We start from the raw sequence: 26,046 nt of genomic DNA on the forward strand, positions 1-26,046 counted from the left end.
ACGGGCGTCGCCACGCGAAGTGCCGACCGGCAGGTATCAGGTACCTGTTCGACGGTGAGCCAACCTCACATCGACTGCCGGCGACGGTGGCGATTGAGGCGCTCAGCCGATGAGGGGTCCCTTGAAGGCGGGGTTGCCGCCTTCCTCGTACGACTTCTTCTCTCGGCCGCAGCGGGTGCACAAGTCGTACCCGCCTCCCGGACCACTCTTCTCCCGGTTGACGTGATGCTTCCAGTGATGGACACCCACCCGGCAGAGCACGCTTCGCATGGCGCACCTCCAAAGTCACGATGTCCGATCATCATCTTCCTCACCCCGCCGACGAACAATCCTTCAGGCGAGTCATCCGTTTCTTCGATCAAGGCCCACCTGGCCAGCCGCATGCGAAAGCTCAGCGCCACCACCGCGTCGAGGTCGCCATGTGGCCCACGAGACCCGCCGCCTCCGAACCTCACCCAGGCCCGCCGGTGTTTATGCTGCACGTCCTGCAGCGTGACACCGTCGCGTGCCGACCACTCGGGTCGGCGGCGACTCGTGGTGCGGCGTCAGGTCCTTGGGACGTCGGAGGCCTGTCCCCGGCCGGGGGCGTCGCGCTCAGTCGCTCGCGGCGGTGAGCCGGTAGCGGAGGCGGTCGGGTAGCCGCACGATGAGTGCAGCGATCCGGGCATCGCGTCCGACGAGGTAACGCGGTCGAGGGTTCCCGGCGGTCATGGCTCTGGTGATCACGCTGGCGGCTGCCGAGGCTGGCAGCCCGCGGTCCTCGGCCCGGTGGGCGTCGGCACGGATGCGGTCGATCTGGGACCGGTAGAGCCCGGCTGCCTCCGGCGGCGCAGCGGCGAGGAGGTCCTCACCCCGGACGCGACCCGAGTTCCAGATCCGGGTGGAGATCACCCCGGGCTCGATCAGCACGACCCGGATCCCGGTCGGTGCGAGTTCGGCCCGCAGGCTGTCGGTCAGTCCGAGCAGGCCGAACTTCGACGCGTTGTAGGCGCCGAGCATCGGCGCCGCGATGCGGTCACCGATGGACCCGACCACGACGACGCGTCCCCGCGTCCTCCTCAGGGCGGGCAGCGCCGCCTGGACGACCGCCAGCTGGCCGACCAGGTTCACCTCGAGCTGGTGGCGGAAGTGATCCAGAGGCAGGTACTCGAGCGGTGCGGGGACCGCGATTCCGGCGTTGCTGACCAGACCGACGAGCCCACGTGCCACCACCTCGGTCCCGAGCGCGGTGACCTGGTCCGGGTCGGTGATGTCGCAATGGCGCACCGTGACCCGATCGCCGTGGGTGGCGAGCAACCGCTGCTCGTCGACGTCACGGCGGACGGTGGCCCACACGTGGAAACCACACCCGATCAGCGCGCTCACCGTGGCCTCGCCGATGCCACTCGAGGCACCAGTCACCAGAACCGAACCGTCACCACTCGGGGGCCTCCGCACGGCTTGCAGCCTGTCGACGTACCGCATGCCAGCCACCTCCGCGGCCCAGGTTCCGATCGCTCGTTGCCAACCTAGGCCCTCAGCGTCGCCAGAGACGATGAGCCGAGGGATCGGCTCGGCCGCCCGTCATCGTTCAGACCATTGCTGTTGTCTCGGACGTCGGCGCAGACTGATCTCATAGCGTTCCGAGGTCGTCGTGAACATCTGGCCCATCAACGCCACGAGCACTGCGGAGCCGCGCTCTCCCCTGATCACTTCCGCCCCGCTCTTGGGGGCCGTCTGTCTCACCGCGGCAACGGTGGCGGGGTGCGGCGCCAGCAACCCGGCCTCGTCCGGGAATGACGTGAGCACTGACGCGGTCGCGGCACTGGAGGCGGAACTCGACGAGGAGGGCCGCGCCGCCTACTACTTCGGCCCGGGAGCAGCTGGTCTCCCGCTCACGCACATGGAGCGGGTGACCCAGAACGGACCGGACTTCCAGTTCTTTGCCGCCTACGGCACCTGCCGACCCGGCCCGAGCGAGGAGGGAGGCTGCATGGACCCGTTGTCGGTCGACACGACGGAGTGGCACCCCGAGGTGTCGGGAGTGTCCTGCCAGCGGCTCGAGCCTCAGCTCGGAGTCCCGGCTGGCCTGATCATGGGCGAGCTCACCTTGTTCACCGACCGACTCACCGTGAGAGTGGTACACGCCGAGGATCGCGCGGACTATGACGGCCACCGTGGCCTTGCCCTCCTTCCGGGCCTGCGGCGGGTGGGCGCGACGAGCCCGGTGGGCACCCTGCCGCCCCCCAGTCCCGAGTTTCGCTCAGTGGGTGGACCGGCTGTGTGGGGCGGTGCCCGGGGAGACGGTCGAGCACCCCATCGAGGAGGAGCCCGGCGTGGGACCGACTTCATCGACGTCCCCGGGACCCGCGCCCCCACCCAGTTCGCCCAGCGCCGACTGACGCGACACATCGACCAGCCCAAACAAGAAACGCTCCACGCCTGTGACCTGCACAAGACGTGGAGCGTGACTGGTGTCCGAGGGGGGACTTGAACTCCCGTGGGCGAAGGCCCCTCCACGTACGTCGGGCTACCTGTTTGTGCTCGTCAGGCACAGTTCTGAGGTCCCGGTGCCACGTTCGGAGCATCCAGAGACACTTCGATACGTTAGCGGCGGTATCACGGGCGGTATCAGGGGGCCGGGCTCGTTCGCGCCGGTTAGCCGTGGCGCGGTCGCGCCGACCGGCGTCCGTTAAAGCCCGGGGGACCAGCAGGGCGATAGCTGCCGCCGTGACACTAGGAAGACGAGGGAGGGAGAGCCGATGAGGGTGCCGGGCGCTCACTTGGTGAGCAGCGGGAGGGAGACTGCCGCTTCATACGCCCTATCGGCGTCACCGGCAAGCGCGAGCAGCGCGGCGATGCGGCGACACGTGAGGCGAAAGAGCTCCCTGTCCGCAGCCGTCAACCCATCGGTGACTCGGTATGACAGCCACTTCCGTAGCACGGGGAATCCGCCGATGGCGTACTCCCACACATCCTCCGGAACATTCGACCACCCCGCGCCGTCGGACCACTCGACCCGGTCGCCGAGGCGCGAACCCGCAGAGAAACCGAACCGTCCGTCGAGGGGCACAGTGCCATTCGAAGGGTCTGGCAGTGCGATGTCGCGGAGGGATGCCTCGATCTTGCCCGCAGTGACTCCCATGACCGGAGTATGCGTATCGAAGAGATCGACGATGCGGCGTCCAAGGAGCGCGGCCTGCGTCAACTCAGCCGCCTCACCCGGAACCGGCACGGCCGCGAACTCATCAGATTCCAGTGGTTGCGTGGCCAGCCACAGGGGCGAATGAGTGACCGCAACGATCGCGTAGAAGACGGTCTCGCCCGCTTCCTTGTCCGCGCAGCCCAACACTGCTTTAGCCGCCTCCACCCATTCGGGCGCGACCAAGGTCGGCGCGGTCGTTGCACCCGCCTCGAACAGTTTCTCGGTGTTATCGGCTCCGGTGGTGGCAGTCGCGTCCGGTGCGTACAGGGGGAACACACGTGCGTCTGGATCCAGCGAATGGAACGCGGCGACCCCTCTTGAAGGGATTGGGCGGATTCCGCCTGCACGGCGCGCCGTCTGAGGCGCGGCCAAGCTGACCTGACTGGGCACGTTCCGCCAGTACGGCAGCAGTTCCTTTCGTGCCCGGTGCAGCAACTTGTCGCGCGTCTCCCAGTAGAGCCACCGGTCGTCAAAGGGTTTGAACATGAACGGGACGATCCGGGCGTGCTCGTATGCGGCGTGCGCGGCGTGCAGTCTGGACCGGACCTTGGGCCCGTCGTAGCCTGACTTTGACGCGGCGAACCCGGGGTGCGCGGCTTCTATGGAGGTCCAGGCGAGGGACTGGTTGTAGTAGTCCTTCATGCGCGTCTCGAGAGTGGCCTTCTCCGCAGCAAGGACGGCCTCGTCGCGCAGTGGCTGGACCCCCGACTCGTACCAGGGGAGGTATTCGTCGAGGGTCGGGTAGTCATCGGTCGAGTCTGCGACAAACCGAAATCGGCTCGCCTTCGTCGCGGTGACGGGTGAGTACCCTGAGCTGAGATTCCCCGCCGCCGCTGCGGTCAGTTCGCTCCGCTTTGCGTCCGCTGACCCACGCCGCGACGCCAACAGGACGGAAGCGGGGCCCTGGTGGCTGGGCCGACGAACCGCAGTCACAATCCCGGTACCAACCTGAATACCGGCGGCGATTCCGGTCGTGAAGATCGACTGGTCCCCGAACACGGTGCGGTCGTTGGCGCTGCCGTGTAGGTCGTCGACCCAGATCTCGTCGAACTCCTGGACGAGCGTCTGCCGCATTGCTGGGTACGACCGGCCGCCGAGCCACTTTCGGTTTGTGATGAACGAGATGACGCCCTTGCCGGTCAGGTTCACAATCCGGTGAATCGCGACACGCCAGAACCTCACGTATAGGTCATTCATGCGGTGCTTCCGCAGACCCCAATCCCGTGTTGTCGCGGCGGTCCAGTCCGCGACCATGCGGCGCTCCTCATCGGTCTCCGCGGATGAGTATCCGTGGTACGGCGGGTTCCCCACGACCGCGATGACCGGATCCCTGTGCTTTGCAACGGCTGCGTCGTGCAGCTCCTCTTCGAGTTCGGGAAAGAGCGTCAGGCCGGGCGTAGCCGCGGAAGGGTCCCACCCAGTGAGCGAATTTGTCAGGTAGATCCGCAAGCGCGTGTCCTGCGTATTCGCGCCGAGTTGCTCGAGGTGCCGAGCTAGATGAAGGTGACAGATGATGAACGCTGCAGGGAGAATCTCGAAGCCGACGAACCGGGTTGCCAGCGCGTCGAGGGCACGTGAGGCTGCGACGGTTTCCGGTTCGCCATTGCCGACATGGTGCGCGTACAGGAAGTCGCACGCCGCCATCAGGTAGGTGCCGGTTCCCACGGCGGGATCGAGCAGGTAGACACGCTCATCGCCCAGCCCGTCCGGGATGCCGAGGTCGTGAACCAGGTGATGGTGGACCCGAGCGACTTGGTACGCAGCGATCTCCTTGGGCGTGTACCAGATGCCCAGGTCGTCTCTCAAGACCGGATCGAATGCGGCCAAGAACGGCTCGTAGAAGTACTGGATAGCGTCGCCGTCAAACGCAGTCTCGAACGCGTGGCGGTCGGTCCATCGCAGGACTCGACCGACGTTCTCGAGATGAGGAAGAAGATTGCACTTCCGGAGCAGCGAGGGACGGAGTGCGGCATGCAGGATCTCCGCGAACACCGGCACGTGGGACCGGTAGGCGCTCTCCATCCAGTTGAACCGGGTCGGGTCGTCGCTTTCCAGCCATCCGGCGAACGTGCCATAGACCAGCGTCTGCACAACGGTCGGGGCAGTGTGCTCGCCATGGAGGTCAATCTGGAGACCGTCCTTCAGGGCCTGACGCAGCGCCGCAAAGACGGCGTCGGGATCTCCGGCGCTGTTCGCTTCGTCCCGCATTCTCTTCGAGTGGTACGCGAGCAGTGTCGCGAGCCTCCGCGGGTCTGAGATGGTGCCGCGGGCCCGGGAAGCCTCAGTAAGAAGATAACGAAGCCGCTCCCACACGTCCGCAACGTCCGCCACCAACTTGCCATTCTCGAAGTCGCCTCGGGTGTCGGCGAGTTGGACGCGATATGTCGGCACCTCCGCAATGGTGCCGTCCGACTGAAGCCTGCCGAGGGTCCATTGCCAGAGGTTTGTGACGACGACAAGCCCCCCGCCGAACTCGCGCGCGTACTTCACCGCTTGGGGGGACCGAACCAGACGATCCAAGTTGGCCGACGGACCCTTCACCTCGACCGGCACGACAAGGACGTTGCTTGCCTTCTCAATGAGGCCAAAGTCAGGGAACCCCCCAGCTGCGCGCAACGCGGGATCAGCCACTTCTGAGAGCGGGATGACCGGAGGGTCGAAGTCGCGGCCGGCCGCAGCGAGTAGCGCAGACAGGGCCGGGTAGTGCGATCGTTCGGGCGTTGCGATTCCAGTTCCCAGGACCGCCTTGACGCCCTTCGCGAACGTCTCGAGCGGATGCGCGGCTCGCGCCATGTTCGGCCTCCTATGTTTCGGGCTCACCCTACGGCGCGGCCGCAGAATGTTCGGTGGGGGGCCAACCACGCGGCACCGGCACACTCCCCCTTGCCGCCGAAGGACCAACGCGGCGGTCCAGCCAGTTGTTAGCTGCCGAGCCGGCTGAGTTCCGTGGACATTCGCCGCACGTTGGCTTGCTGCAGAGGTTCATGACGCTCGCGAGCTCGGTGACGGATCCTTCGCGAATAGCGGAAGCCTGTCCCTGATGACCGCGGTCGCGCGCACGTCGTCCTGGTTGTAAGCGGTCAGCCAAGCGCGGGCTCGCTCACGTTCGCTGCGTTTCGGAGCATGGCGGGCCAGATCGATGTAGTGCTGCGACACCGCACCCCCGGCGTCACCAGCGCTCCAGGAGTAGCCCACCGCCTTACCGATCAGCTTAAGGCCGGATCCGGCGACGGTACTGAACCGTGCCTCGAGCTCGATACGCAGGTCAACGTAGTAGCGGGAGATGAGGTCCTCGACCTCGTCCCTGCCGAGGAGCCTGCGAAGTTGGGAGGTTTCCGGATGCGACCAGTGGAAGACCCGGACGGACTTACTTTCCGCCTCGGCGCCCGCGATGAGTCCCCGCAGCCACGAGGCGTATGCGGCCGCAAGTTGGCACTCGGACTCGTCGGTCAGTTGCTCCCAACTGGTGAAGTCGCTGAGGTAGACCGCTGTGCTCTCGTCTTGGCCTTCCCGCACGCGGACTCCCCACATGTACACGCGGTTGTCGGCATCGTTCTCGATGTCCACATCCACTTCGATGTCGGCAGACGGGAGGGGATCAAGTTCGTCAGATTTCGGTTGCAGTAATACGCCGTCGCGGATGAGGCGCGAGCGTTGCACGGCGCGCACGAGCATGGTGGACGCGTCTGCGGTCCGGCGGTGACTGACCAGCGGGAGGTAGGCGGACAAGAAGTTAGTGTCGGTCGGGTCTATGTCGGCGAGCTGGCTCGTTGTGGCCACGCCCAGAGATGCGAGGGCCTGCCACTCTCGAACGGTCAGCCGGCCAGCCTGCAGCGCGAACGAGGGGTTGTCCTCAGATATCTGCGACACGCACCACTGCTCGTAGGGGCAAGAGAAGCACTCCTCCTGCCCAATGGGGATGACGAGTGGGGCGGGATCATCCAGCCCGCCGGTACGTCGAGCTGCGACACGAGCCACTTCGACGCGGAAATCGAACTCGTGGTCGTAGCGTTCCAGTGCCGTCCTATCCTTCTTGCCCTCGCTGGCCGAATATGTCCTGAAGTAGGGCACGTCCAGGCCATGCCACACGATGATGAGGTCTGGGTCACTTCCGCTGACCGCGACCCGAGATGTGCTGACGATGCCTCCGACCAGCTCGTCGCCGCCGGGGTGGAAGCCACACGCCTGAAGCATCCGGGTGTAATGCGCTAACTGGAGCGAATCCTCCTGACGATGGTTCGTCGTCGAGCAGAACGGGACGGACACTCGGCGGTCTGGTTCGGTCAGTGTTGAGAGCGTCGCCTCCGTGGATGCCCGCTTCGCGGGCGCGGCGACGCCGTGATGTTTCACGTCGACAGGCAGGTATGACGGCCTTCCCTTCCGGCCGCGCCGGACGAGGATGTCTGGTTTACCCACCCGGTGCCCCTCCTGGTCGTGAGGCAGTTGGCCTCCAAGAATGATGAGCACGCCATCACGCATCGCTTCGACGGTCTCCGCGATTCGGCTTTGCTCGTCCGAGCCCATGACTTCCCGAGCGTCGGGGCCGTGGAGCACCGTCAGGGCATCGAACACCTCCCTTTCGAAGGCAACGCCCGCGTCGAGCCGTGCCTGCAACTCAGGGGCTGGCTCCCAGGCCATCACCGGCACTGTCGGATCCCAGTCATTGTGCGTGCGGACGGGGCAGTGCTTGGCGACATACCCGCCTAGAAGCATGCGACGTGCACCAACATCCGTCATCTTGTCTCCTCAGTGCGAGGTTAGGGGTGCCGCCGACCCTACTGTGGGGGACTGACCCCGAAGGCCGTCGCATTACTGCGCCCAAGGCGCACTCCCCGCGGTTCCCCTATACGGGTGACTCGCGGGACCTCGCTGCAAGCACCCGGGGCGCCTACGTGGGGTTTGGGCGGTTTGTGCGGTGGCCCATCGCGCGCGCACGATGATCCCGCACAGAGCCGCCTCCCATCAGCGAGCACCCGGGGGGTGTCCGGGCCCAGTGGCGCAGTTGACCGTTAACCTTGGCACCATCGCTCGCAACTGTCCTGAACCAGAGGTCCCCCCGGGGGGAAGCTTCGCTGGTCGCTAGTTCGTTGGAGTCGAGGTGGATGTCCTGCGTTTAACGGGCCGCAACACTCCGACGGGGGACATCCACAGTCAGGCCTGCCCCGAAGAGGCAGTTGGCAGTTACTTCGGGTCACCGTACGAGAGATGTACTCCGTCGAGGATCTCCTCAGGATGCACCTGAGTGGGTGGTCGGTTACCCACAGTGACGTTGTAGATCTTCGCGGGCTTTACATCCGTGAGGGTGAATGTGAACCGGCAACTCCCAAAACGGCTATTGGTCGAATCAGGGACGATCACACCGGTTCCCAGTGCCCCGAAGGCGACCACGGTGTTGTTCTCGTCCCGCAGAGTGACCTGGACGCCCGACCTGATGTCTGGCATGTCTGGCCCGAGCAAGACGCCGCTCCCATCGCAAGAGGTCGCGTCGGTTGACCACAACCCATTGATGGTCAGATCGCCAGCTAGGTTTCGTGGGGCATCCTGGGTCGCCCCTCGTGCGCCTTGTCCGCCTGCTGCGGCGCAGGCAGTCGCAAAGCTGGTGAGGACGATAATGCAGACCAGGGGGATAGAACGTTCCACCGTGCAACTCTATGCGCTGACGCCGAAGTTCGCCCTTGGATTACTATCCGGTCACTGATAGCTGGAAGGGCGGAAGGCCCTATCACCTCTTGGACAAGAATTCAGAATCCTGCGGCTTATAGCGCAACGCAACGTCCTGTCATGCCGCGTTGAGATGTCTTCCCGGGGAGAGGGGCGGGCTAGTAGCCATGCGCTGAGGGCATACGGAAGCGACCCGGGCATGCCGGATCGCTGAGGCCACTATGGGGCAGTCGCGCCCGCTTTGTGAACGACCCCGCTTGGAGCGGTACTTCTAGAGGGCGAAGACGTTGGGCTAGGCGGGGCTGTGACGGTGGGGAGGAACTTCTCGACGAGCCACTCCGCCCTCTCCCGGCCGTACCACTGCAGGGCGTCGCTGCCAGCAACCGGGAAGACCACGAACGCCGAGATCCCGATCAGCGCCACCCACCGCTTCCAGCGGCGCGGCAGCATCTGGTTCGCTGCGTCGATCGCGTCGATCCATCCCATGAACCCACCTTGCCAGCCGAGGCTGACAGCCTGCCGCGGCTTGGTGACCTCGTGGTCACTTCGCCACTTCACGCGCGCGCGAGGTTCGCCACCGATGAGAGTCCGTCCCAGACGACCTCGCACTCGACGCAGGTCGCCAGGCCTGGCCAAGTCGCTCAGCAACGACTTGACCTCCCAGCATCCCGGGCACACTGCGCCTGCGCCCGTGTCACTTTTGTCGGGGGTCCATCGCGCGTGCGCGAGGAGCGCGGGCGTCACAGCTCCGTTCTAGTCCGCCATTGACCAATCTAACGAGGCTGCCCAGCCTCGGCCTTCATTTCGCCATGTGGCGGCTGACCTGCCCGCCCGCCGATCTGCCGATGCGACCGAGACATCGGCTGTCCATCGGTCATGTCCACAGCGATTCGTCCTCAGTGTGTCCCGGCCCTGGCCCCGGCCACTTCTTGAGCCAGACCTGTAGTGGGCCGTCATCCATGGCCGTAAAACGCTCAAAACCTTTGGCTTCGAAGAGGAATTGCGCCGGTAGATTCTCTGCATGGACCTTGGCGAAGACCTTGATCTCTGAGGCGCCAAACTCCAAGGCATGGTCGTCGACGGCGGCCAGCACACGTTCGACAGCGGCATCGGCGAGACTCCCACCCTTTCGACGATGTTCCCAGCCGACAGCCAACGCCGGAAGCACGTACCAGTGCTGCCCTTGATGTGATTCGCCCGGCTCATGGTCAGGCATCCAAGTTGCGACGGCCGCGAGTGCCTTGGCGACGTAGCCGCAGTGGAATTCGATGTCCCGCACCCGCTGAGCACCCGGCAGATGCAGGTCGTTGTTGAACCAATCTTGCACCTGCTCCGACCAAGGCTCTTCGCTGGTCGAAGCGTCATCCGTACACACGAACGCTCGAAGGTGGGGGTGATCGCGCGTCGCGCCGATGCGCCAGGCCACCGCCACCGCACGATTCACGATGCCCTGCTTCATACCCCACCTTCCAGCGTGCCTACTCCAGAGAATGCCGCCATTTCCCCACGGAGCCTAGGCATTCCATGTCAGCGGGTGGTAGATCGACGCGCCCCCCTCGCGCTCAGCCAAAGGAGCGTTATTGCGGCAGGGTGGAGGCGCATGTGATCGAGCGGTGGTGCCTCTAGAGGGGTGCGCTCACCTTGCCGAGTGGCGCGACGCTGCAGCAAGTGAGCTCACGGGCCTTCACCAAGCGCCCGGAGCCTCAAGTATCAGTACTACTCCTGGACTACGAGAAGTCTTCAGCGGAGCGTCGGCGATCAGTGGGGACAAAATCGACCGCTGCGGGGTGCGAGCGACACCCGCGCAGTGGCCCAGCGGCACTGACCCATCAGGAAGCACGTGTGCACTCAGGACGAGTGCGTCTTTGAGGCTGCGCAGCAGGTTGGAGGCGGACAGCCGACCGAGGCCGAGAGCGCACAGAGCAAGGCAATGGGTGACCTGCGGAGGGGGAGGGGGGACATCGAATCACACCGCGTTTCGTCAGCATTTAGGCTCAGCAGGGGCCGATTCGTCGGCCATGCCGGGCTCGCGATACCGCCGGTGATACCACTGGCCGCAGAAGCGGGACCTGACGTGGCGTTTTTGGTGGTTTAGATGGTGGCCTTACGCGCGCAGGCGCGGGGTGTCAACTCGGGCTCGATCGCACCTTGCAAGGACGCGCGCTCCGCGATGGTCAGGCGCCTCATGGGCGCTTCAGCCGCTGGGGTGGACAGGTGGACACGTCCACCCTTGGGGCTGTCTGGCTACTCGCCCGCGATTCGGAAAGCTGACCTTTCTGAGCACGCGTGACATATGGGGTTGTGGCTTGCTTTTGGGCGGGGAGGTGGACATGTCCACTCTTGTCCACCCGGTGGCTGTCGTCATGAGGCGGCGTCCTGTCGACGGTATCGGGTACCGCGGGCGCCGTTGTGGTTCAGGTCCTCCGCTTGGATGACTCCAGCAGTAACGAGTCGCTCCAGGGCGTCGTCGAAGTGGGCACGGTCGCGGGAGGGCAGCGCCTTGCGCAGGTCGCTATGTGTCGTGCAGCCGGTTCCGAGCTTGCTGAGGAGAAGGCGGCTGACGCGCTCGACTGCATGCTCGCTTTTGGTCTCTTCGACAACGACGGCGCGCAGACCTTCGGCGCGGCCTCGGGCGATGGTCGAGGCCTCGGTGCGGTTCCTCAGCGAGCGGATGACCCCGGCGCGGGTGGCGTCGGAAATTGTCATGACGACGCCGGCCAGGGACCAGTCCTCGTCGGAGACCTCGGCGCGGCCGTCGAGCAGGGCGAGGGCGGCGGCAGTTTTGAGTCGGCAGAGCAGCGCGTGTCCATCGAGCGCTGCGACCTCGTTCTTGTGGCGAGCCACCGCGGCTTCGTCGATCGCGTTTCGGGCGGTGTCACAGATCGGGAGGTGGTGGCGTGCGCTGGTGGCGGTGGGGCTCCTGGCCAGTGGCGGCATCTGCCAGTGGTGGACGGCAGGTTCGGGCGGTGCTTGCGCAGGGATGTTGGTGTCCCTGGTGGGCAGCCACAGGAAGCGCTGAGGGGTGCCGCCGTCGGCGTCGTCGAGGAGGACTGCGGCGCGGGTGGGTTGGATACCGACGATGAGGCACAGGCGGTAGGTGTGCTCTTGCAGGTCAAGGCGTCGGGTCGCATCGGCGTAGGCGAAGCCGAGCGAGTCGCCGATCCACGCGTCTCGCAGCTTGGGTAGGAGGGTGGAGCTTTGGCGGCCCTTGAGCGCGGCAAGGGTGTCCACCTCGGGGGCACGGAACAGGGCCCGACTGGCGTGCTGCTCGACGCTGCCGGCTTCACCCTTCTTGCCGGGGACATACCGCATGTAGGTGTGCGCGATGCCTTCGCCGGAGCCCACTCCAGCCTCCACAGGCGCAGTGTCACCGTTCGAGGTGTAGTTGATGGCGTCCTTGGCCGCGGACTCCGCCGCGCCTTTGCCTCCACCGGAGGGTCCGACCAAGCCGAGGAAGAGGTTCAGCGAGGCGTCACCGCCGACGAGGGGTGGGAGGGTGACGAACGGCTCGACCTGAGCGACCACGCGCGTGAGGGCGCATCCGAGGACCGCCCAGGGTGCGGCACGGCGTGACCTCGCGAAGTCGCGGAGGCGGGTAAGCTCCGGCCGGGATGTCCAGAAGTCAGGGCACTCGAGATCGGCGGACGCGAGCAGCTGAGAGTTGCTGCGGCTGGCCTCGTCTGTCACCAGATATGGGCCAGCGGCACTGAGGAGGGGCGTTTGCGCGTTCACGCGAGCAGCCTGCTCTTCGAGGGCTACGAGGTCGTGCAGTCCGATGGTGCTCGTCGTCATGGGTCGGGAGGTCCTTCGGGGCAGTGGTAGGGCTGATGCGGCTTCGGTGCTCGGGCGGCCGCCGATGGCGGCGCTCAGGTCGCTGGCTGCGGCCCGCTCGTCACCGTCGTGGTGCAGGTGCGCGAACAGCCGGCCGCGGGTTAGCTTGCGTGCGCCGCCGGTCGGCAGGTTGGCCGCCTCGGAGAACACCACAAGGACGTGAGGGTTCGCCTTGAGCGTGCGGGCGGAGCAGGGGTTGTCGGGATCGCCGGGACGGGTCCAGCATCGGTCGACCACGGCGGGGTGCCTTGTGTTGTGGGCGTTGAAGTCGGCGGTGGCGAGGATGTCGTCGAACGTGGCGTGCTGGTCCAAGGCATCGAACGCGCCCAGGCTGTCGGAGGGCGGAAGGGGTCGGCGGGTGAACGTGCGCGCCACTGCTATCGGTGTGGCCTGCTGGGAGAGTCGCGGAGTGACGGCCTCGAGTGCGTTGCTGAGACTGCGCATGGTGTAGACGGCGCCGGTGTCCTCGATGACGTGGCACCTGCGTTCCTGGCCGGCCTTGCGGTTGACGGTGCCGGGCACGCGCAGGACGTGGGCGAGGTCGCCAACGCCGGCGCCGTAGTCGAACCCGAGCCGTTCCGCGGCGCCGGCCAACGCTTGCTGCCAGCGGGCGGAGAGGTCCGCGGCCACGGGCCGCAGGTCGTCGGTTAGTTGGAGCGGTTCGTCGAGCAGCCACCACGGGTAGAACCCGCCACCTGAGTGGACCCAAAGTGAGGGGTCGGGCAGGCCGGACTCAGTGACGATGCGCCGCGCCTGGTGCGCGTCCGGCGGCAAAGGCAGGCGTCGGCTGCCGGGCTTGTGTCCGACTGTGCCGAAGTCCACGTCCGCCCAGAGTCCCGGCAGGGTGAGCGAATCCTGTGCGCCACCGCGCTGGTGGGGTTCAGGCCGGCGCCCGATGGTGGTCGTGCGCAGGTAGATGCCTTGCGCGCCGGCGGCATCGAGACGGGCGACCCGTGCCAGAGCGGCGGGGATGCCGGCGACAGTGCCCCCGGATCCATGGAAGACGCCTGCATCGTTTTGGTAGACGACGCTGAGGAGCCCCGGCGCGCGGCCGTAGACGCGATGCAGCCAATGCTCTACGTGGTCGGCGGAGTGGAACAGGGCCTCAGGCATCTCTCACATCCCTGCCCTCGGACCGACGCAACCAACAATGTGTGCTGGGAAGGAACTCGGCTCCGCCGAGTTGAGTGGCGGTGTTTGATCTCGGTCTTGCAGCGGATCTGAGTCGACACACTTGGGTGCCTTCCTCGATCACCTGCCACATCTCGTCGGCCTTGTTGGGACCCTGGCGGCGTGGCGCAGCGTTGCGGCACGCGTAGACCGCCCTGTTCGTGATGGCATCAATTTTGCTGCGATGCGAGGCATCGGTGAGGTTGTTGTGCGGGCCGTCGATCTTCATCATGCGGAGGTCACTCGCCGGCCCGCGGCAAGCGACTCGAGGCCCGAAGTGTTGAGCGGAGTGGCGCGCAGTTCGCGCTCAGTCGCTCCGTCGTGCAGGGTTGTCATTGCGGGGGTCCATCCCGTTGGTAGGGGCGATCGGCTCGGATCTGGCGTCCGGGCCGTCGCTGTTGTTCGGGGTCGTGAGGAGTGGCAGGAGCCGCTCGCGGGGGATGAGAATCCGTCGGCCCACGTACAGCGCAGGGAGTTGTCCCTCCTCGCACGCTCGCCGCACCGTCCGCTCGTCCAGTCCGAGGAGTGCGGCTACCTCGGTGACGGTGAGCGCTGCCTTGCTTGAGGCGCGGAGCTCGTTGAGGGTCACGCGTCGCCTCGCTGATCCTGCGTCTGGTCGCACAGCCTGCGCATCCTGCGGGCGGAGACACCCAGTGCCTTGGCGAGTCGGACCACTGTGGCGTCCGTAGCCCGCACCTTGCCGTTCTCGATACGGCTGATGGTCGAGATGTCGCAGCGGCTGAGGAGCGCCAGGGCGTCGATGGGAATGTCCCGGCTCGTCCGCAGTTCCCGGAGGTTGTCTGCCATGGGGGTGCCTTTCGTTCGGTCTACACCCATGGTCCGGGCCTGCCCCGACAGCAAACAACACTTTCTGTTGCATGACGCAATATTTTCTTGCATACTCGCCGGGTGAGCGCCCACCCTGAGCCTCGAAGCGTCGAGATGAGAGAAGTGGTGGCAGCCGCTATCCAACAGGAGCGGTTACGCGTTGGGATCGATCAAGCGGGTCTGGCGCAACGGATGACGAGCCTCGGTTGGCCGTGGCATCGACAAACGGTGGGCGCGGTCGAAGGGCTCCACCGGAGGGTCGCGGCCGAGGAGCTCCTTCCGCTGAGCCTTGCGCTGGAGTGCTCGATCTCCCGCCTGATGACGCCATTGGACCTGTCACACCCGGGCAACGGTGTAGTGGTTCACCGTCACGAAGGGCGGTCTGTAGCCGCGCACGCCGTACTTGCCAGTGTCGGCGCCGGCAAGCCTTGGGAAGGGGTCGACTGGTCGGAAGGCCATCCACATTGGGTGGACTCTGACCCCATGGCCCTGCCGGCGTCGCCCCAGCGGCGAGAGGCGGAGGTGTCGCCGTCAGTGACTGGACAGCACCCTTCGCTGAAGACTGCGGTCGAACTCGATGACGTTGTTGACCATCTCCCTGAGGAGGTTGCTCACATCCTCGACTTGTTCCTGGGGTCTGTGGCGGCACACCTCGGGGTGCCACGACACACCCTGGGGCAACGCCACATCGTGAGCCGAGACGAAGACAGTCAGGAGCCGAAATGACCAAGCGGAGGCGCCGCCAAGCCGGCGAAGGCACCATCAGCGAGTACCCGACGAAGGCTGGCCCCCGCTACCTCATCAAGTACCGGATGCCGCTCGAGGACGGCACCACCAAGGCGGTGTTGAGACGCGGCTTCCCGACGCGGAAGGCAGCCGCGGAAGCGCTCGGCGACATCCTCGCCGAGGTACGACGCGGTGCCCACGTCATCCCAGCGAAGATGACCACGGGGGAGTGGCTCGACCAATGGCTTGCCGGCTTGCGCCTGGCGCCCTCCACCGTTGCCTCGTACCGCAAGAACGTGCGCCTGCACCTGCAACCCCGGCTTGGCCGCGTCCCGCTAAAGTCGCTCACGGGGGCCCGGATCTCGGCGGCCTACCGTGAGATGGAGACGGAAGGCCGTGCAGACCATCGAGCCGGTGAAGGGCTGTCCTCGCGCACCGTGCGGTACTGCCACACCATCCTCAAGTCAGCCCTGAAGCAAGCCGTCAGCGAAGGGCTGTTGGCGGCGAACCCCGCAGACAAGGCCGTCCCACCCTCGATCTCCCAAGCCAAGGCACCGGAGATGCGCCCCTGGACCGGGCCCCAGCTGTGGGCCTTCCTCAAATGGGCAGAAGACACCCGGCAGCCGGACCTAGCCGCGTGGCACCTACTTGCTTACACCGGCATGCGGCGAGGGGAAATGTTGGCGTTGACATGGCGAGACCTGGACCTGGACGGGGCGTCGGTCAGCGTGCGCCGGTCCGTCGGTGTCGTACAGGTCGAGGGGCAGGGCAAGAGGCTCATGGTGGGCCCCACCAAAGGAAAGCGGGCACGGACCGTCGACTTGGATGACGGCACGGTCGCCCGGCTGCGAGGATGGCGCCGTGAGCGGGCGGAGATCTCGCTGAACCTTGCCAAGGATGACGCGGTGGTGTTCGGCAATCTTGAGGGCGAGCACCTGCACCCCGAGCGTTTCTCGGCCAGATTCGCGGAGAAGTTGAAACAGTGCGATCGGGCGTTGGGCGATGCGGCACCACCAGCGATCCGACTCCACGACATCCGACACGTCCACGCGACGCTTCTCCTACAGGCCGGCGTCCCGGTCAAGGTGGTGTCCGAGCGGCTTGGCCATGCCACCGTGATGATCACGCTTGAGACCTACGCCCACGTAATGCCAGGCATGCAAGCCGAGGCTGCCGCAACCTTCGCCGCACTGATGAGCAGCGGTGCATAGCGACTGATGTCGATTCTCAGGCGCCAAGAGCAGTCTCCAAAGCAGGCGCCCTCTGACAACGTGTAGTTCCGCGGAAGGCTACTGAGGGCCTCGACGTGGGGCTCCTGCATCTCGAGTCCGAGCGAATATTCGATGACAGTGACTTCATCCTGAGCATGTCGGCTGGCTTGCGATGTCATCAAACGACCGGCCACCGGTCGAAGGGGCATGTGTACCGTTCAGCAGTGGCCGCTGCGCGATCGCAAGGGCCTCCGATGCGTGAAGGTCCCCCCCAACGCTCATCGGGTCACGATCACGAGAGGGACCGCCGTGCTTGCGTCACTGCTGCCCGGCGTCAGGGATCTGCGGAATCCCCTGGCGGTGGGATACACCCTTTTTGTTTCGCTATGGCTTCTGTTCAGGGAGAGTCTGCCCTCTGAAGCCGAGGCAACTGGCGTTCCGGCGGGCCTGTACGCGCTTGCGCAAGCCGTCGGACGCGGTGCCACCCTCGCGGCTGTGAGCTTCACGGCCTATCTAGTTGGTTCCGCCATCCTCATCAGTAGGACACCCAGCTGGGCGCTCGGTTTCGGCTGGATCGGCAGGAGAAGTTCAGTGACGGAGGCGGCCATCCCAGAGAACCGCCTTGCACTACCCGGAATCAACGCGGGAGAACTTGTAGGCCGAACGGGAGATCCCGCGCTGCACGCGCTGATTCCTGAAGCCGTGTCCGAGGAGCTCGCCCATATGGACGAGCGTACGCGGGCCGACGAACTTGCCCACTACCTCCAACGGAAAGTGCAACTGGAGACGCAATCCGCTGTCAGCAGGCTGCAGGTGAAGAGTCCCCCTCTGTTTGACGCTTACGACCGGTTGATGGCCGAGGCAGAGCTTCGTCTCTCGCTCTTCGTGCCCCTTCTGGGCCTAGTCGCGGTGCTCGCAATCCAATGGGAGGTGTGGGCGGTTCTCCTTTCGCTGATCCCCGTCGTACTCGCCTATCAGGGTGCGCGCAAAGAAGTCGCGGCACGCAGACTGCTTGGCGAGGCATACGCCGATGGGCTGGTGGAGTCGGCGACGATGGAACGACTGAACGCTTGGCTTGCCAAGGGGACTGCAAAGTCAGGCGAATGAGCGAGTCTCGACGATTGTATGAGCCAGCATGTGACTCTCGAAGGGCGGTGCCACAGCGAGAGCACGTTCACCCGAGCGCGTCGCGAGTGGCTCCGTGAGGGCACCCGGCGCGGCGACGCGTCCGCACGAGTTAGCAGCGTCATAGCGAGGCCGGTCCCCTTCGGCGTCAGTGCAACCTACGATTCTGACGACCGAGCGCTGAAACCCAAGTAGCACGAGGAATGGAGACAGGGATGTTTCGTAGGCTTCTTCGCGGTTTGCGAGATCCGGTCGACTCCGGCGGCGCCACCAAGACTCGCACGGTGTACCACTGGCGCTGCGAGTGCCGAGCGCACTCTCGCGGCGGCGACCCGTTCGAAAGCGACGCCGAGTACAACGCACAACGACACCAGTGGGCCAAGGGCCTAGGCCATCCAATGCCCGAAGTCTATGCGATCGAGGTGAAGGTCCCCGCGGACTGGCCTTGACGTGTGAGTCGATCAAGGCCGTGATGCCTCTGTACTGACTAGGTGGGCGAGGGACATGCAGATGGTCGACCGAGCGCACCCCTGACACGCCGCAACGAGCGCGATTCACTCCTGGACTCTCAGGCATGGTCGGGCCATGCCAGGACACTCACGTCCTTACTTCAGTTTCGGCAACACTGAAGGACGGGCGCCAATGACTCGCCAATGACTCGCCAATGGTGCTGCAACCATTTGCGGACCAGATGGAGGCTGATTCCATCAAGAGCTCGAGGCCTAGATCTGACGACGAACGGGGCGGAGATCACCGAGTACGGCAGTTGATGGCAAGGGACCGTGCATTGGTCAGCAGACGCCACGAGTAGCCTGCTCGCCCCAATATCGCATGTGCGGCGCACTTACCGCATGAAACATGCGGCCCGTCCCCTAGGGATGCGTTGGCATCGCGTCCGACCACGCCGCCCGTACAGCGTTGGCCACCTGGGGCACGCGGCTCGGCGCGACTATCTGCGGTCGCGAGCGAAGCCATTCCGCAATCTGATCGCCATGAACGTACGCGCACCGGTCCTCGACTGCGCCCTGCGGAAAGTCAGCCCAAACGACCATCACGGGCGCAACCCACGTGTTGATGCGTGTGGCTGCCCGCACCCGGTCGTGTGTTTGCCGGGCAAGGCTCAACAGATGGGCAGCACCAGGATGGGTGTATCGCAGATTGGGGTCATCAAGTCGCCTGACGGTCACCACGCCGTCGTGCACAGTTACGGACCCGTTGAGGCGCTTGGAGTCGAGAAGGAACACACCGCCCGTCCCAACCACAATGTGATCGACATTTCCTTGCTCGGCCGGGAGGTCGTGCAAGACGACCCAGCCCTCCGCTTCGAGCACCCGAAGCACCTTGCCCGTGGCTTCTTCACCCCAAGCACCCAGCTGCCAGTTCTCCACCCAGCCAGGCGGACTAAGCCAAGCGGTCATGAAGAAGGCAAACGCGGCACCGCCCAGCAAGCCGAAGGTCCACGCAAACCTAGGTTGCGCGATGGATGCGAAGAAGCTTCCGAGGAGGGAGGCACCACATGTGGCTCCGACAACGAGGAAGACGCGCCAGTTACGTCGACGCCAGGAGCGCGTTAGTTCGTCGTACTTGCGCTTGCTGGACTGACCAGCTCTCATCGCCCGTTTGCTCATGGTCGGAGGATGCCGCACTTGACGCACGCGCGTACGGATACACACGGCATCACGGCTCTCGGCCAAGTCAGAACCGTCCGGATGCCGAGAGGCGTCCATGTCAGCGCGCGTTGATGCGATCCCTCGGCGCGACGGTGAGACTCAGTGCGCGTAGGCGGGTCAGGCTCATTGGAGCTTGACCATTGCTCTGGAAGGGGCCAGCGACCGCCAACGCTCGATCGAGCGGTCCGTTGTAGACCACCTCATGAGCGGTTCCCGGCACGCGGGACAACCGCAGCACGATAAGTGCCACCGCATGCGCGCTCGATGTTGCCCTGACCGCAACACTCTTGTTGCCGTACGTAGCCTTGATCTCGACTTTGCGACCGTCTCCGGCGATGGCGTCATGGCCTGCCGAGGATCCAGAGACCAAGCTCAGGTCGAACATGGCTTCCGCAGCCGCTTCGCCGATTGAGCCGACGAGGTGCCCGTCGAGGGGGAACTTCCGACCTGGGTGCATCGCCTCAAGTTCCGTGACGACTCGATGCAGGTCTGCAACAAGTTGAGCTGTGCGCATGCTGCGCTCTCGGTGGTCGGTCATCTGCTGATCATCCACCCACCCGCGGACGCCCTATCCCCACTGGCGCCATGTGTCCTCATCGCCCAACAAGGCGACTGAACGACGGCACATGCCCGCGTCTGCTCGTGCTGATGCCAGGGAGTGGGTCTGCCGCCGGTGAAACTCGACTGTTCGCCCTTGGAAAGCCACAACCGTAGGCATGGGCTTCTCGCGTCAGGCACTTCGCCGCTCGCCGGCTCCCTCTCAGGGGCGTCTAGTCAAGCGCTGCACTGCTCACTTATTGGACTAACTCGAGTATCAGTTTCTGCGTTGTCATGCCTTCTGGGACCTGATCCGCCGTGTTGGTGGAGCTGGCAGGGCATCCCGCGCAACTGGTGCAATGGGGACGTGGGGCGGCAAGCGTGCAGAGGAAACGGGTAGTGAGGTATCGCGGCTACTTGACGATTGTCGGTAGGGCCGGTGTCTGGCCAGACTCGGTCCAGGTGTTCGGCTGGAGGCTCTCTTTGCGGCTGCCCACCAGCGTGTTGGGTGTGGCTCTCTATCGGTTTGCTCTCCGGCCGGGCGCCGTTGCCGGTGCGTGGCTCCAGAGGGGTCTGCCCTGCTCTCAGTAGCAATGCCCGCCCGGCGTCAACCGATCAGTGACGGCGGGAAGGACGAAGCTCATGGCGAAGGTGTTCATCGGGGTCGATCCCCACCGGTTGTCGGCGACGATCGAGGTGGTCGACCGGCACGAGAGGGTCTTGGCGACCGGCCGGTTCGCCACGGACAAGGCCGGTTACGCGGCGATGCGCCAACACGTCGCTGGGTATCGGGAGCGGGTGTGGGCGGTCGAGGGCAGCAACGGCACCGGGCGCCCGCTGGCGCAGCGGCTCCTGGCCGACGGCGAGCACGTCGTGGACGTGCCGGCGAAGCTGTCCGCGCGGGCGCGGCTGTTGGACACCGGGCACAACCGCAAGACCGACGCGCATGACGCGCACGCGGTGGCGGTGGTCGCGGTCCGCACCAAGAACTTGCGGGTGCTCGCCTATGACGCGGACCTGGAGGTGCTGCGGATGCTGGTCGACCGCCGCGACGAGCTGTCCCGGGCGAAGGTGCAGTGCATCAACCGGCTGCACCGGCTGTTGTCGGAACTGGTTCCGGGACAGGGCAAGAAGGACCTGACCGCGTTGCAGGCCAAGGCGATCCTGGCCTCGGCGCGCCCCCGCGACTCGGTCCGCAAGACCCTCAAGCGGCTCGCGCTCGAGCAGCTGGCCGAACTGGTGGTGATCGAGAAGAAGATCAAGGACTCCAGCAAGGAGCTCAAGGCCCTGGTGATCGCGCGCGGCTCGCACCTGATGGACCTCATCGGTGTCGGGCCCGTGGTCGCCGCCCGGATCCTGGCCGACGTCGGCGATGTCGCCCGGTTCGCCGATCGGAACCGGTTCGCGTCCTGGACCGGGACCGCGCCCCTGGACGCCTCCTCCGGGGAGCAGATTCGCCACCGTCTCTCGCGCGCCGGCAACCGCAAGGCCAACCACGTCATCCACATCGCCGCCGTCAACCAGATCCGCCTCGACAGTCCCGGCCGGGCCTACTACCGGCGCAAGCTCGCAGCCGGGAAGACCCCGATGGAAGCCCTGCGCTGCCTCAAGCGGCGCATCTCCGACGCCATCTATCGACAGCTGCGCGCCGATGCCGCCCTTCGCATGGAGGCGGGCCCGGGAGGGCACTGCGGGGCGGCACTCATATCCAGCGCGGCCGGCTTGCACCCGCACACCGGCACTTCGGATCAGCCACTCCCGGGACCCGCTCCAGAGACGCTACCCGCATCCCGAACGAGGTGGAAGACCGCGAAGGTAAGAGCCCTCCAAACCGCCCCTTGACATCAGAGGGGTGCCGGTATCACAAGGCATCGACGTGGTGGCAAAGCGAAGCGCTCCACGCTTGTGAACTGCACAAACGTGGAGCGCATCTGGTGTCCGAGGGGGGACTTGAACCCCCACCCTCTATACGAGGACTAGCACCTCAAGCTAGCGCGTCTGCCATTTCCGCCACCCGGACGAGGTGTCTGCATGCTCCGCGGGGCGGTGCCTGCAACGAGCGGGAACTTTACACGGCATACCGGCACAACCGGAAATCGGCTGTGCCACCTAGGCTGGAACGCATGTCGCAGACCACGCAGAGCCGCCCCGAGGACGAGGTCGTCGGTATCTGCCAGGACCTCATCCGGATCGACACGTCGAACTACGGGGACGGGACCGGACCCGGCGAGCGCGCCGCCGCCGACCACGTGGCGGCCCTCTTCCGCGAGGTGGGCCTGGAGCCCGAGATCATCGAGTCCGACCCCGGCCGGGCCTCGCTCGTCGTGCGGATCCCCGGCGCCGACCGGGAGCGTGGCGGGCTGTGCATCCACGGCCACCTCGACGTCGTCCCGGCGAACGCGCAGGACTGGGAGGTCGACCCGTTCTCTGGCCTGGAGCGCGACGGCTGCATCTGGGGTCGCGGCGCCGTGGACATGAAGGACATGGACGCGATGATCATCGCCTGCGTCCGGCACATCGCCCGCGAGGGCATCGTCCCGCCGCGCGACCTCGTCATCGCTTTCTTCGCCGATGAGGAGGCCGGGGGAGTCAAGGGCTCGCACCACCTCATCGACACCCGCCCGGAGCTCTTCGAGGGCGTTACCGAGGCGATCAGCGAGGTGGGCGGCTACAGCGTGACGGTGCCCACTGCCGACGGCGGCGAGAAGCGGGCCTACCTGCTCCAGACCGCCGAGAAGGGCATCGCTTGGATCCGGCTCACCGCGACCGGACGGGCCGGGCACGGCTCGGTCCCCAACGACGAGAATCCCATCGCCCGGCTGGCCGAGGCCCTGACGCGCCTCGCCGCGCACAAGTGGCCGCGCGAGTTGATCCCGTCGGTGCGCACGCTGCTCGACGGTCTGAGCGAGCTCACCGGCGTCCCGTACTCCGACGAGGACCTCGACGAGCTGCTCGACCACCTCGGGGGGGCCCAGGGCTTCGTCCGCGGGACGCTGCAGGACACGAGCAACGTCACGATGCTCGACGCCGGCTACAAGCACAACGTCATCCCCCAACAGGCCAGCGCCAACGTCGACTGCCGCTTCCTCCCCGGTCACGAGGAGGAGCTCATGAGCACGATCGCCGACCTCGTCGGCGAGCACGTGAGCATCGAGGTGCTGCACCGTGACATCGCGCTCGACGCGCCCTTCGAGGGCGACCTCGTCGACGCGATGGTCGCGGCCCTGCGGGCCGAGGACCCCGACGCCGAGGTCCTGCCCTACTGCCTGTCCGGCGGCACCGACAACAAGGCGCTGTCCCTGCTGGGCATCACCGGATACGGGTTCGCCCCGCTCCGGCTGCCGGCGGACCTCGACTTCGCCCCGATGTTCCACGGGATCAACGAGCGGGTCCCGACCGAGTCGCTGAGGTTCGGTGCCCGGGTGCTGCAGCGGCTCATCGAGACCTGCTGACGAGGCGGCCCGCCGCCGCGGGTCAGGACGCGCGGCGGGCGCGAATGATCTTGCGCCGCAGCCAGGTTCGGGTCACGCCGCCGATGTAGATGCGGGTCCGGTGCAGCTCCCAGTGGCCGTACTCCGCGTGCTCGGTCAGCTCCCGGCGGATGTCCCCGCGACGGGTGTCCCGCCCGAAGACCATGACCCGATACTCGTATTCGACCATCGACCCATTGTGCGGCACGAGACGCTACGGTTCTGTGCATGAGCGCCGACCCGCGTGCCAGCCTTTCCCTTCTCGTCTCCGCCTTCGAGCGTCACCTCGAGGCGTGCTCCGGCCGACGCGGTGAGGACGACCCGACCGTGGCGGCGGCCTACGACGACCTGCTCGACGCCTTCGAGACCTACGACAACGCTCTCTACGAGGCCTTCGGCGAGATGACCCCGCTCGACGTCTACACCGGCGACGACGGCGACGCGGACGACGACGACGATGACGACCTCGACGAGGACGACGACGATGACGACGGCGTCTACTCGGGCCTGGACGACGAGGACTTCGACGACGAGTCCGACGACGGCGACGACGCCGACACCGGTGGCTCCACCGACGGTGGCCCCGCGGACGGCGAGCCCGCCGGCGCCGACCGCACGCGCTGACCGCAGCGGCGGGCGCACCTCGCCGAGGTGACGGACACCCTCCGCACTACCGTGGGCGCATGCGACTCGCGGTGAACCTCGGCTACATGGGCCTGTCCTCCAGTGCGGACATGCTCACCCTGGCGCAGGAGGCCGACCGGCTCGGCTACGACTCCGCGTGGGTCGCCGAGGCCTACGGCAGCGACGCAGTGACGTTCCTCTCGTGGATCGGTGCGAGCACCGAGCGGATCGCCCTCGGGTCCGCGGTGATGCAGATCCCGGCGCGCACCCCCGCGATGACCGCCATGACGGCCGCCACGCTGGATCACCTCTCCGGCGGGCGCTTTCGGCTCGGTCTCGGGGTCTCCGGCCCGCAGGTGAGCGAGGGCTGGCACGGCGTCCGCTTCGACAAGCCCCTCGGACGCACCCGGGAGTACGTCGAGATCGTGCGTCTGGCGCTGTCGCGCCAACGACTGGCGTATGCCGGCACGCACTTCACGCTTCCCCTTCCGGACGGTCCTGGCAAGGCTCTCAAGCTGACCATCGCGCCCACCCAGGCGCACCTGCCCGTCTACCTCGCCGCGGTCGGTCCGAAGAACCTCGAGCTGACCGGTGAGATCGCCGACGGCTGGCTCGCCATCTTCTTCTCTCCCGAGCACTCCGGCGACATCGTCGAGTCGATCGCCACCGGTCGCCGCGCGGCCGGACGCGGGACCGACGACGACCCGCTGGCCGGGTTCGACATCGTCCCGACCGTGCCGGTCGTCGTCATCGACGACGTGGAGGCCGGTGCCGCCGCGGTCGCGGCCTACTCGGCGCTCTACATCGGCGGCATGGGCTCGCGTGAGAGGAACTTCTACAACCAGCTCGCCTGCCGGATGGGCTTCGAGGACGAAGCCGCACGGGTGCAGGAGCTCTTCCTCGCCGGGCAGCACCGGGACGCCGCCGAGGCGGTCCCCTTCGAGTTCATCGACGCCACCGCGCTCATCGGCCCACCCGAGCGGATCCGCGAACGCGCCACGCGCTACGCCGCTGCCGGGGTCACCACGCTCGGCGTGTCACCCTTTGCCCTGACCATCGAGGAGCGGGTCGAGACCCTCCGGGTGATGGCAGACCTCGTCCCGACGACCGTGCAGGAAGCCCTCACCCCATGATCCTTGTCGACTCACCCGTCGAGCTCAGCTATCTCGAGGCCGTCATCCTCGGCATCGTCGAGGGCCTCACCGAGTACCTTCCCGTCTCCTCCACCGGTCACCTCACCATCGCCGAGAAGCTGCTCGGGATGCCGGTCGACGCCCCGGCGGTCACGGCATACACCGCTCTCATCCAGATCGGCGCGATCCTCGCGACGTTCACCTACTTCGGCAAGAAGATCCTGCGCCTCTTCCTCGCGTGGGTCGCCGGACTGCGCAGCGCGCAGGCCCGTCAGGAGCACGACTACCAGCTCGCGTGGGCCGTCATCGTGGGCTCGCTGCCCGTCGTCGTCACGGCGCTGCTGCTCAAGGACCTCATCTCCGGGCCGCTGCGCAGCCTCTGGGTCGTCGCCGGCGCCCTCATCCTGTGGAGCGCGGTCATGTGGGTCGCCGAGCGGCGCCACGACGTCCTCGCGTCGCAGGGCGAGCAGCGCGGTGAGGACGCCCTGACGATCAAGGACGGCCTCGTCATCGGCCTGGTGCAATGCTTCTCGCTCGTCCCGGGTGTCTCCCGCTCCGGTGCGACGATCTCCGCGGGCCTCATGCGCGGCATCGACCGCGTCACCTCGACCGAGCTGTCGTTCTTCCTCGCCATCCCGGCGCTCACCGGTGCCGGGATCTACGAGACGGTCGACAACGTCGACGCCCTCAAGGCGCTCGGCGTCGGCCCGATCATCACCGGCATGGTCGTCGCGTTCGTCGTCGCGTACGCCTCGATCGCGTGGCTGCTGCGGTTCGTCCAGAGCAACTCGCTGGTCTCGTTCATCGCCTACCGGGTCGTGCTCGGCGCGATCCTCTTCGTCGTGCTCGGGGCCGGGTGGCTCACCGCCACCTGAG

The 26,046-nt window shown here is 66.3% G+C and carries 20 protein-coding genes and 1 tRNA gene; 8 read left to right on the top strand and 13 right to left on the bottom strand.

Annotation, left to right across the window (positions count from 1 at the left end; translation table 11 throughout):
- Positions 1-594 precede the first annotated feature (594 nt).
- Positions 595-1,401: an SDR family NAD(P)-dependent oxidoreductase gene (locus tag AC3EU2_RS15980; protein ID WP_488177269.1), complete on the bottom strand. Its 807-nt coding sequence runs from the start codon at positions 1,399-1,401 to the stop codon at positions 595-597.
- A gap of 379 nt (positions 1,402-1,780) precedes the next feature.
- On the opposite strand from AC3EU2_RS15980, the gene AC3EU2_RS15985 reads away from it, so the two are divergent.
- Positions 1,781-2,473 carry a hypothetical protein gene (locus tag AC3EU2_RS15985; RefSeq protein ID WP_488177270.1) on the top strand — a complete coding sequence of 231 codons (693 nt, stop codon included), beginning with the start codon at positions 1,781-1,783 and terminating at the stop codon, positions 2,471-2,473.
- 285 nt (positions 2,474-2,758) lie between these two features.
- On the opposite strand, the gene AC3EU2_RS15990 is transcribed toward AC3EU2_RS15985, so the two are convergent.
- The 8 genes from AC3EU2_RS15990 to AC3EU2_RS16025 form a co-directional block, all read right to left on the bottom strand.
- Entirely contained in the window at positions 2,759-5,977 is a 3,219-nt protein-coding gene (locus tag AC3EU2_RS15990; RefSeq protein WP_488177271.1) for a type ISP restriction/modification enzyme, read from the bottom strand.
- Positions 5,978-6,166: 189 nt separating this feature from the next.
- Entirely contained in the window at positions 6,167-7,822 is a 1,656-nt protein-coding gene (locus tag AC3EU2_RS15995; RefSeq protein ID WP_488177272.1) for a ribonuclease H-like domain-containing protein, read from the bottom strand.
- Between the two features lie 1,242 nt (positions 7,823-9,064).
- Positions 9,065-9,331, bottom strand: coding sequence for a hypothetical protein (locus AC3EU2_RS16000; RefSeq protein ID WP_488177273.1), 267 nt, complete (start codon positions 9,329-9,331; stop codon positions 9,065-9,067).
- Between the two features lie 388 nt (positions 9,332-9,719).
- Positions 9,720-10,304, bottom strand: coding sequence for an N-acetyltransferase (locus AC3EU2_RS16005; RefSeq protein ID WP_488177274.1), 585 nt, complete (start codon positions 10,302-10,304; stop codon positions 9,720-9,722).
- Positions 10,305-11,206: 902 nt separating this feature from the next.
- The gene (locus tag AC3EU2_RS16010; RefSeq protein WP_488177275.1) at positions 11,207-13,789 is read right to left on the bottom strand and encodes a hypothetical protein; all 2,583 of its coding nucleotides are present in this window, start codon (positions 13,787-13,789) and stop codon (positions 11,207-11,209) included.
- Positions 13,782-14,078 (bottom strand): hypothetical protein, encoded by a 297-nt coding sequence (locus AC3EU2_RS16015; protein WP_488177276.1) that lies wholly within the window; start codon positions 14,076-14,078, stop codon positions 13,782-13,784. The genes AC3EU2_RS16010 and AC3EU2_RS16015 overlap by 8 nt, the downstream gene beginning before the upstream one ends.
- Positions 14,079-14,153: 75 nt before the next feature.
- On the bottom strand, positions 14,154-14,435 hold the full coding sequence (locus AC3EU2_RS16020) for a helix-turn-helix domain-containing protein (protein WP_488177277.1): 282 nt from the start codon (positions 14,433-14,435) through the stop codon (positions 14,154-14,156).
- Positions 14,432-14,653: a helix-turn-helix domain-containing protein gene (locus tag AC3EU2_RS16025; RefSeq protein ID WP_488177278.1), complete on the bottom strand. Its 222-nt coding sequence runs from the start codon at positions 14,651-14,653 to the stop codon at positions 14,432-14,434. The genes AC3EU2_RS16020 and AC3EU2_RS16025 overlap by 4 nt, the downstream gene beginning before the upstream one ends.
- Positions 14,654-15,396: 743 nt before the next feature.
- On the opposite strand from AC3EU2_RS16025, the gene AC3EU2_RS16030 reads away from it, so the two are divergent.
- Together AC3EU2_RS16030 and AC3EU2_RS16035 are read left to right on the top strand one after the other, a co-directional pair.
- Positions 15,397-16,611, top strand: a complete 1,215-nt coding sequence (locus AC3EU2_RS16030) for a tyrosine-type recombinase/integrase (RefSeq protein WP_488177279.1) — start codon at positions 15,397-15,399, stop codon at positions 16,609-16,611.
- 309 nt (positions 16,612-16,920) lie between these two features.
- Positions 16,921-17,718, top strand: a complete 798-nt coding sequence (locus tag AC3EU2_RS16035) for a hypothetical protein (protein ID WP_488177280.1) — start codon at positions 16,921-16,923, stop codon at positions 17,716-17,718.
- An 890-nt stretch (positions 17,719-18,608) separates the two neighbouring features.
- Here the strand turns inward: AC3EU2_RS16035 and AC3EU2_RS16040 are convergent.
- The gene (locus AC3EU2_RS16040) at positions 18,609-19,364 is read right to left on the bottom strand and encodes a nuclease-related domain-containing protein (protein WP_488177281.1); all 756 of its coding nucleotides are present in this window, start codon (positions 19,362-19,364) and stop codon (positions 18,609-18,611) included.
- 100 nt (positions 19,365-19,464) lie between these two features.
- A complete protein-coding gene (locus AC3EU2_RS16045) occupies positions 19,465-19,944 on the bottom strand; it encodes a DUF6998 domain-containing protein (RefSeq protein ID WP_488177282.1) in 480 nt (159 codons plus the stop codon).
- A gap of 641 nt (positions 19,945-20,585) precedes the next feature.
- On the opposite strand from AC3EU2_RS16045, the gene AC3EU2_RS16050 reads away from it, so the two are divergent.
- On the top strand, positions 20,586-21,785 hold the full coding sequence (locus AC3EU2_RS16050; RefSeq protein WP_488176218.1) for an IS110 family RNA-guided transposase: 1,200 nt from the start codon (positions 20,586-20,588) through the stop codon (positions 21,783-21,785).
- Positions 21,786-21,875: 90 nt separating this feature from the next.
- On the opposite strand, the gene AC3EU2_RS16055 is transcribed toward AC3EU2_RS16050, so the two are convergent.
- Positions 21,876-21,963: transfer RNA gene (locus AC3EU2_RS16055), tRNA-Leu, on the bottom strand.
- Positions 21,964-22,066: 103 nt separating this feature from the next.
- Between AC3EU2_RS16055 and AC3EU2_RS16060 the strand changes: the two genes are divergently transcribed.
- Positions 22,067-23,395 carry a M20/M25/M40 family metallo-hydrolase gene (locus tag AC3EU2_RS16060; protein WP_488177283.1) on the top strand — a complete coding sequence of 443 codons (1,329 nt, stop codon included), beginning with the start codon at positions 22,067-22,069 and terminating at the stop codon, positions 23,393-23,395.
- Positions 23,396-23,417: 22 nt separating this feature from the next.
- Here AC3EU2_RS16060 and AC3EU2_RS16065 read toward each other — a convergent pair whose 3' ends face one another.
- On the bottom strand, positions 23,418-23,603 hold the full coding sequence (locus tag AC3EU2_RS16065; protein WP_488177284.1) for a DUF5703 family protein: 186 nt from the start codon (positions 23,601-23,603) through the stop codon (positions 23,418-23,420).
- Between the two features lie 38 nt (positions 23,604-23,641).
- Between AC3EU2_RS16065 and AC3EU2_RS16070 the strand changes: the two genes are divergently transcribed.
- The 3 genes from AC3EU2_RS16070 to AC3EU2_RS16080 are packed head-to-tail and all read left to right on the top strand — an operon-like array spanning position 23,642 to position 26,045.
- Entirely contained in the window at positions 23,642-24,037 is a 396-nt protein-coding gene (locus AC3EU2_RS16070) for a hypothetical protein (protein ID WP_488177285.1), read from the top strand.
- A 59-nt stretch (positions 24,038-24,096) separates the two neighbouring features.
- Positions 24,097-25,170 carry an LLM class F420-dependent oxidoreductase gene (locus tag AC3EU2_RS16075; RefSeq protein ID WP_488177286.1) on the top strand — a complete coding sequence of 358 codons (1,074 nt, stop codon included), beginning with the start codon at positions 24,097-24,099 and terminating at the stop codon, positions 25,168-25,170.
- On the top strand, positions 25,167-26,045 hold the full coding sequence (locus tag AC3EU2_RS16080) for an undecaprenyl-diphosphate phosphatase (RefSeq protein ID WP_488177287.1): 879 nt from the start codon (positions 25,167-25,169) through the stop codon (positions 26,043-26,045). The genes AC3EU2_RS16075 and AC3EU2_RS16080 overlap by 4 nt, the downstream gene beginning before the upstream one ends.
- Position 26,046: the final 1 nt, after the last annotated feature.

This window comes from Knoellia sp. B-D-2 (genome assembly GCF_057714695.1).

Excerpts from the sequence above, each read along its gene's own strand:
- AC3EU2_RS15990 (WP_488177271.1), bottom strand. The coding sequence starts at position 5,977 with ATGGCGCGAGCCGCGCATCCGCTCGAGACGTTCGCGAAGGGCGTCAAG.
- AC3EU2_RS15995 (WP_488177272.1), bottom strand. The coding sequence starts at position 7,822 with ATGGCCTGGGAGCCAGCCCCTGAGTTGCAGGCACGGCTCGACGCGGGC.
- AC3EU2_RS16000 (WP_488177273.1), bottom strand. The coding sequence starts at position 9,331 with ATGGGATGGATCGACGCGATCGACGCAGCGAACCAGATGCTGCCGCGC.
- AC3EU2_RS16005 (WP_488177274.1), bottom strand. The coding sequence starts at position 10,304 with ATGAAGCAGGGCATCGTGAATCGTGCGGTGGCGGTGGCCTGGCGCATC.
- AC3EU2_RS16010 (WP_488177275.1), bottom strand. The coding sequence starts at position 13,789 with ATGCCTGAGGCCCTGTTCCACTCCGCCGACCACGTAGAGCATTGGCTG.
- AC3EU2_RS16015 (WP_488177276.1), bottom strand. The coding sequence starts at position 14,078 with ATGATGAAGATCGACGGCCCGCACAACAACCTCACCGATGCCTCGCAT.
- AC3EU2_RS16025 (WP_488177278.1), bottom strand. The coding sequence starts at position 14,653 with ATGGCAGACAACCTCCGGGAACTGCGGACGAGCCGGGACATTCCCATC.
- AC3EU2_RS16030 (WP_488177279.1), top strand. The coding sequence starts at position 15,397 with ATGACCAAGCGGAGGCGCCGCCAAGCCGGCGAAGGCACCATCAGCGAG.
- AC3EU2_RS16040 (WP_488177281.1), bottom strand. The coding sequence starts at position 19,364 with ATGAGCAAACGGGCGATGAGAGCTGGTCAGTCCAGCAAGCGCAAGTAC.
- AC3EU2_RS16045 (WP_488177282.1), bottom strand. The coding sequence starts at position 19,944 with ATGACCGACCACCGAGAGCGCAGCATGCGCACAGCTCAACTTGTTGCA.
- AC3EU2_RS16050 (WP_488176218.1), top strand. The coding sequence starts at position 20,586 with ATGGCGAAGGTGTTCATCGGGGTCGATCCCCACCGGTTGTCGGCGACG.
- AC3EU2_RS16060 (WP_488177283.1), top strand. The coding sequence starts at position 22,067 with ATGTCGCAGACCACGCAGAGCCGCCCCGAGGACGAGGTCGTCGGTATC.
- AC3EU2_RS16065 (WP_488177284.1), bottom strand. The coding sequence starts at position 23,603 with ATGGTCGAATACGAGTATCGGGTCATGGTCTTCGGGCGGGACACCCGT.
- AC3EU2_RS16070 (WP_488177285.1), top strand. The coding sequence starts at position 23,642 with ATGAGCGCCGACCCGCGTGCCAGCCTTTCCCTTCTCGTCTCCGCCTTC.
- AC3EU2_RS16075 (WP_488177286.1), top strand. The coding sequence starts at position 24,097 with ATGCGACTCGCGGTGAACCTCGGCTACATGGGCCTGTCCTCCAGTGCG.
- AC3EU2_RS16080 (WP_488177287.1), top strand. The coding sequence starts at position 25,167 with ATGATCCTTGTCGACTCACCCGTCGAGCTCAGCTATCTCGAGGCCGTC.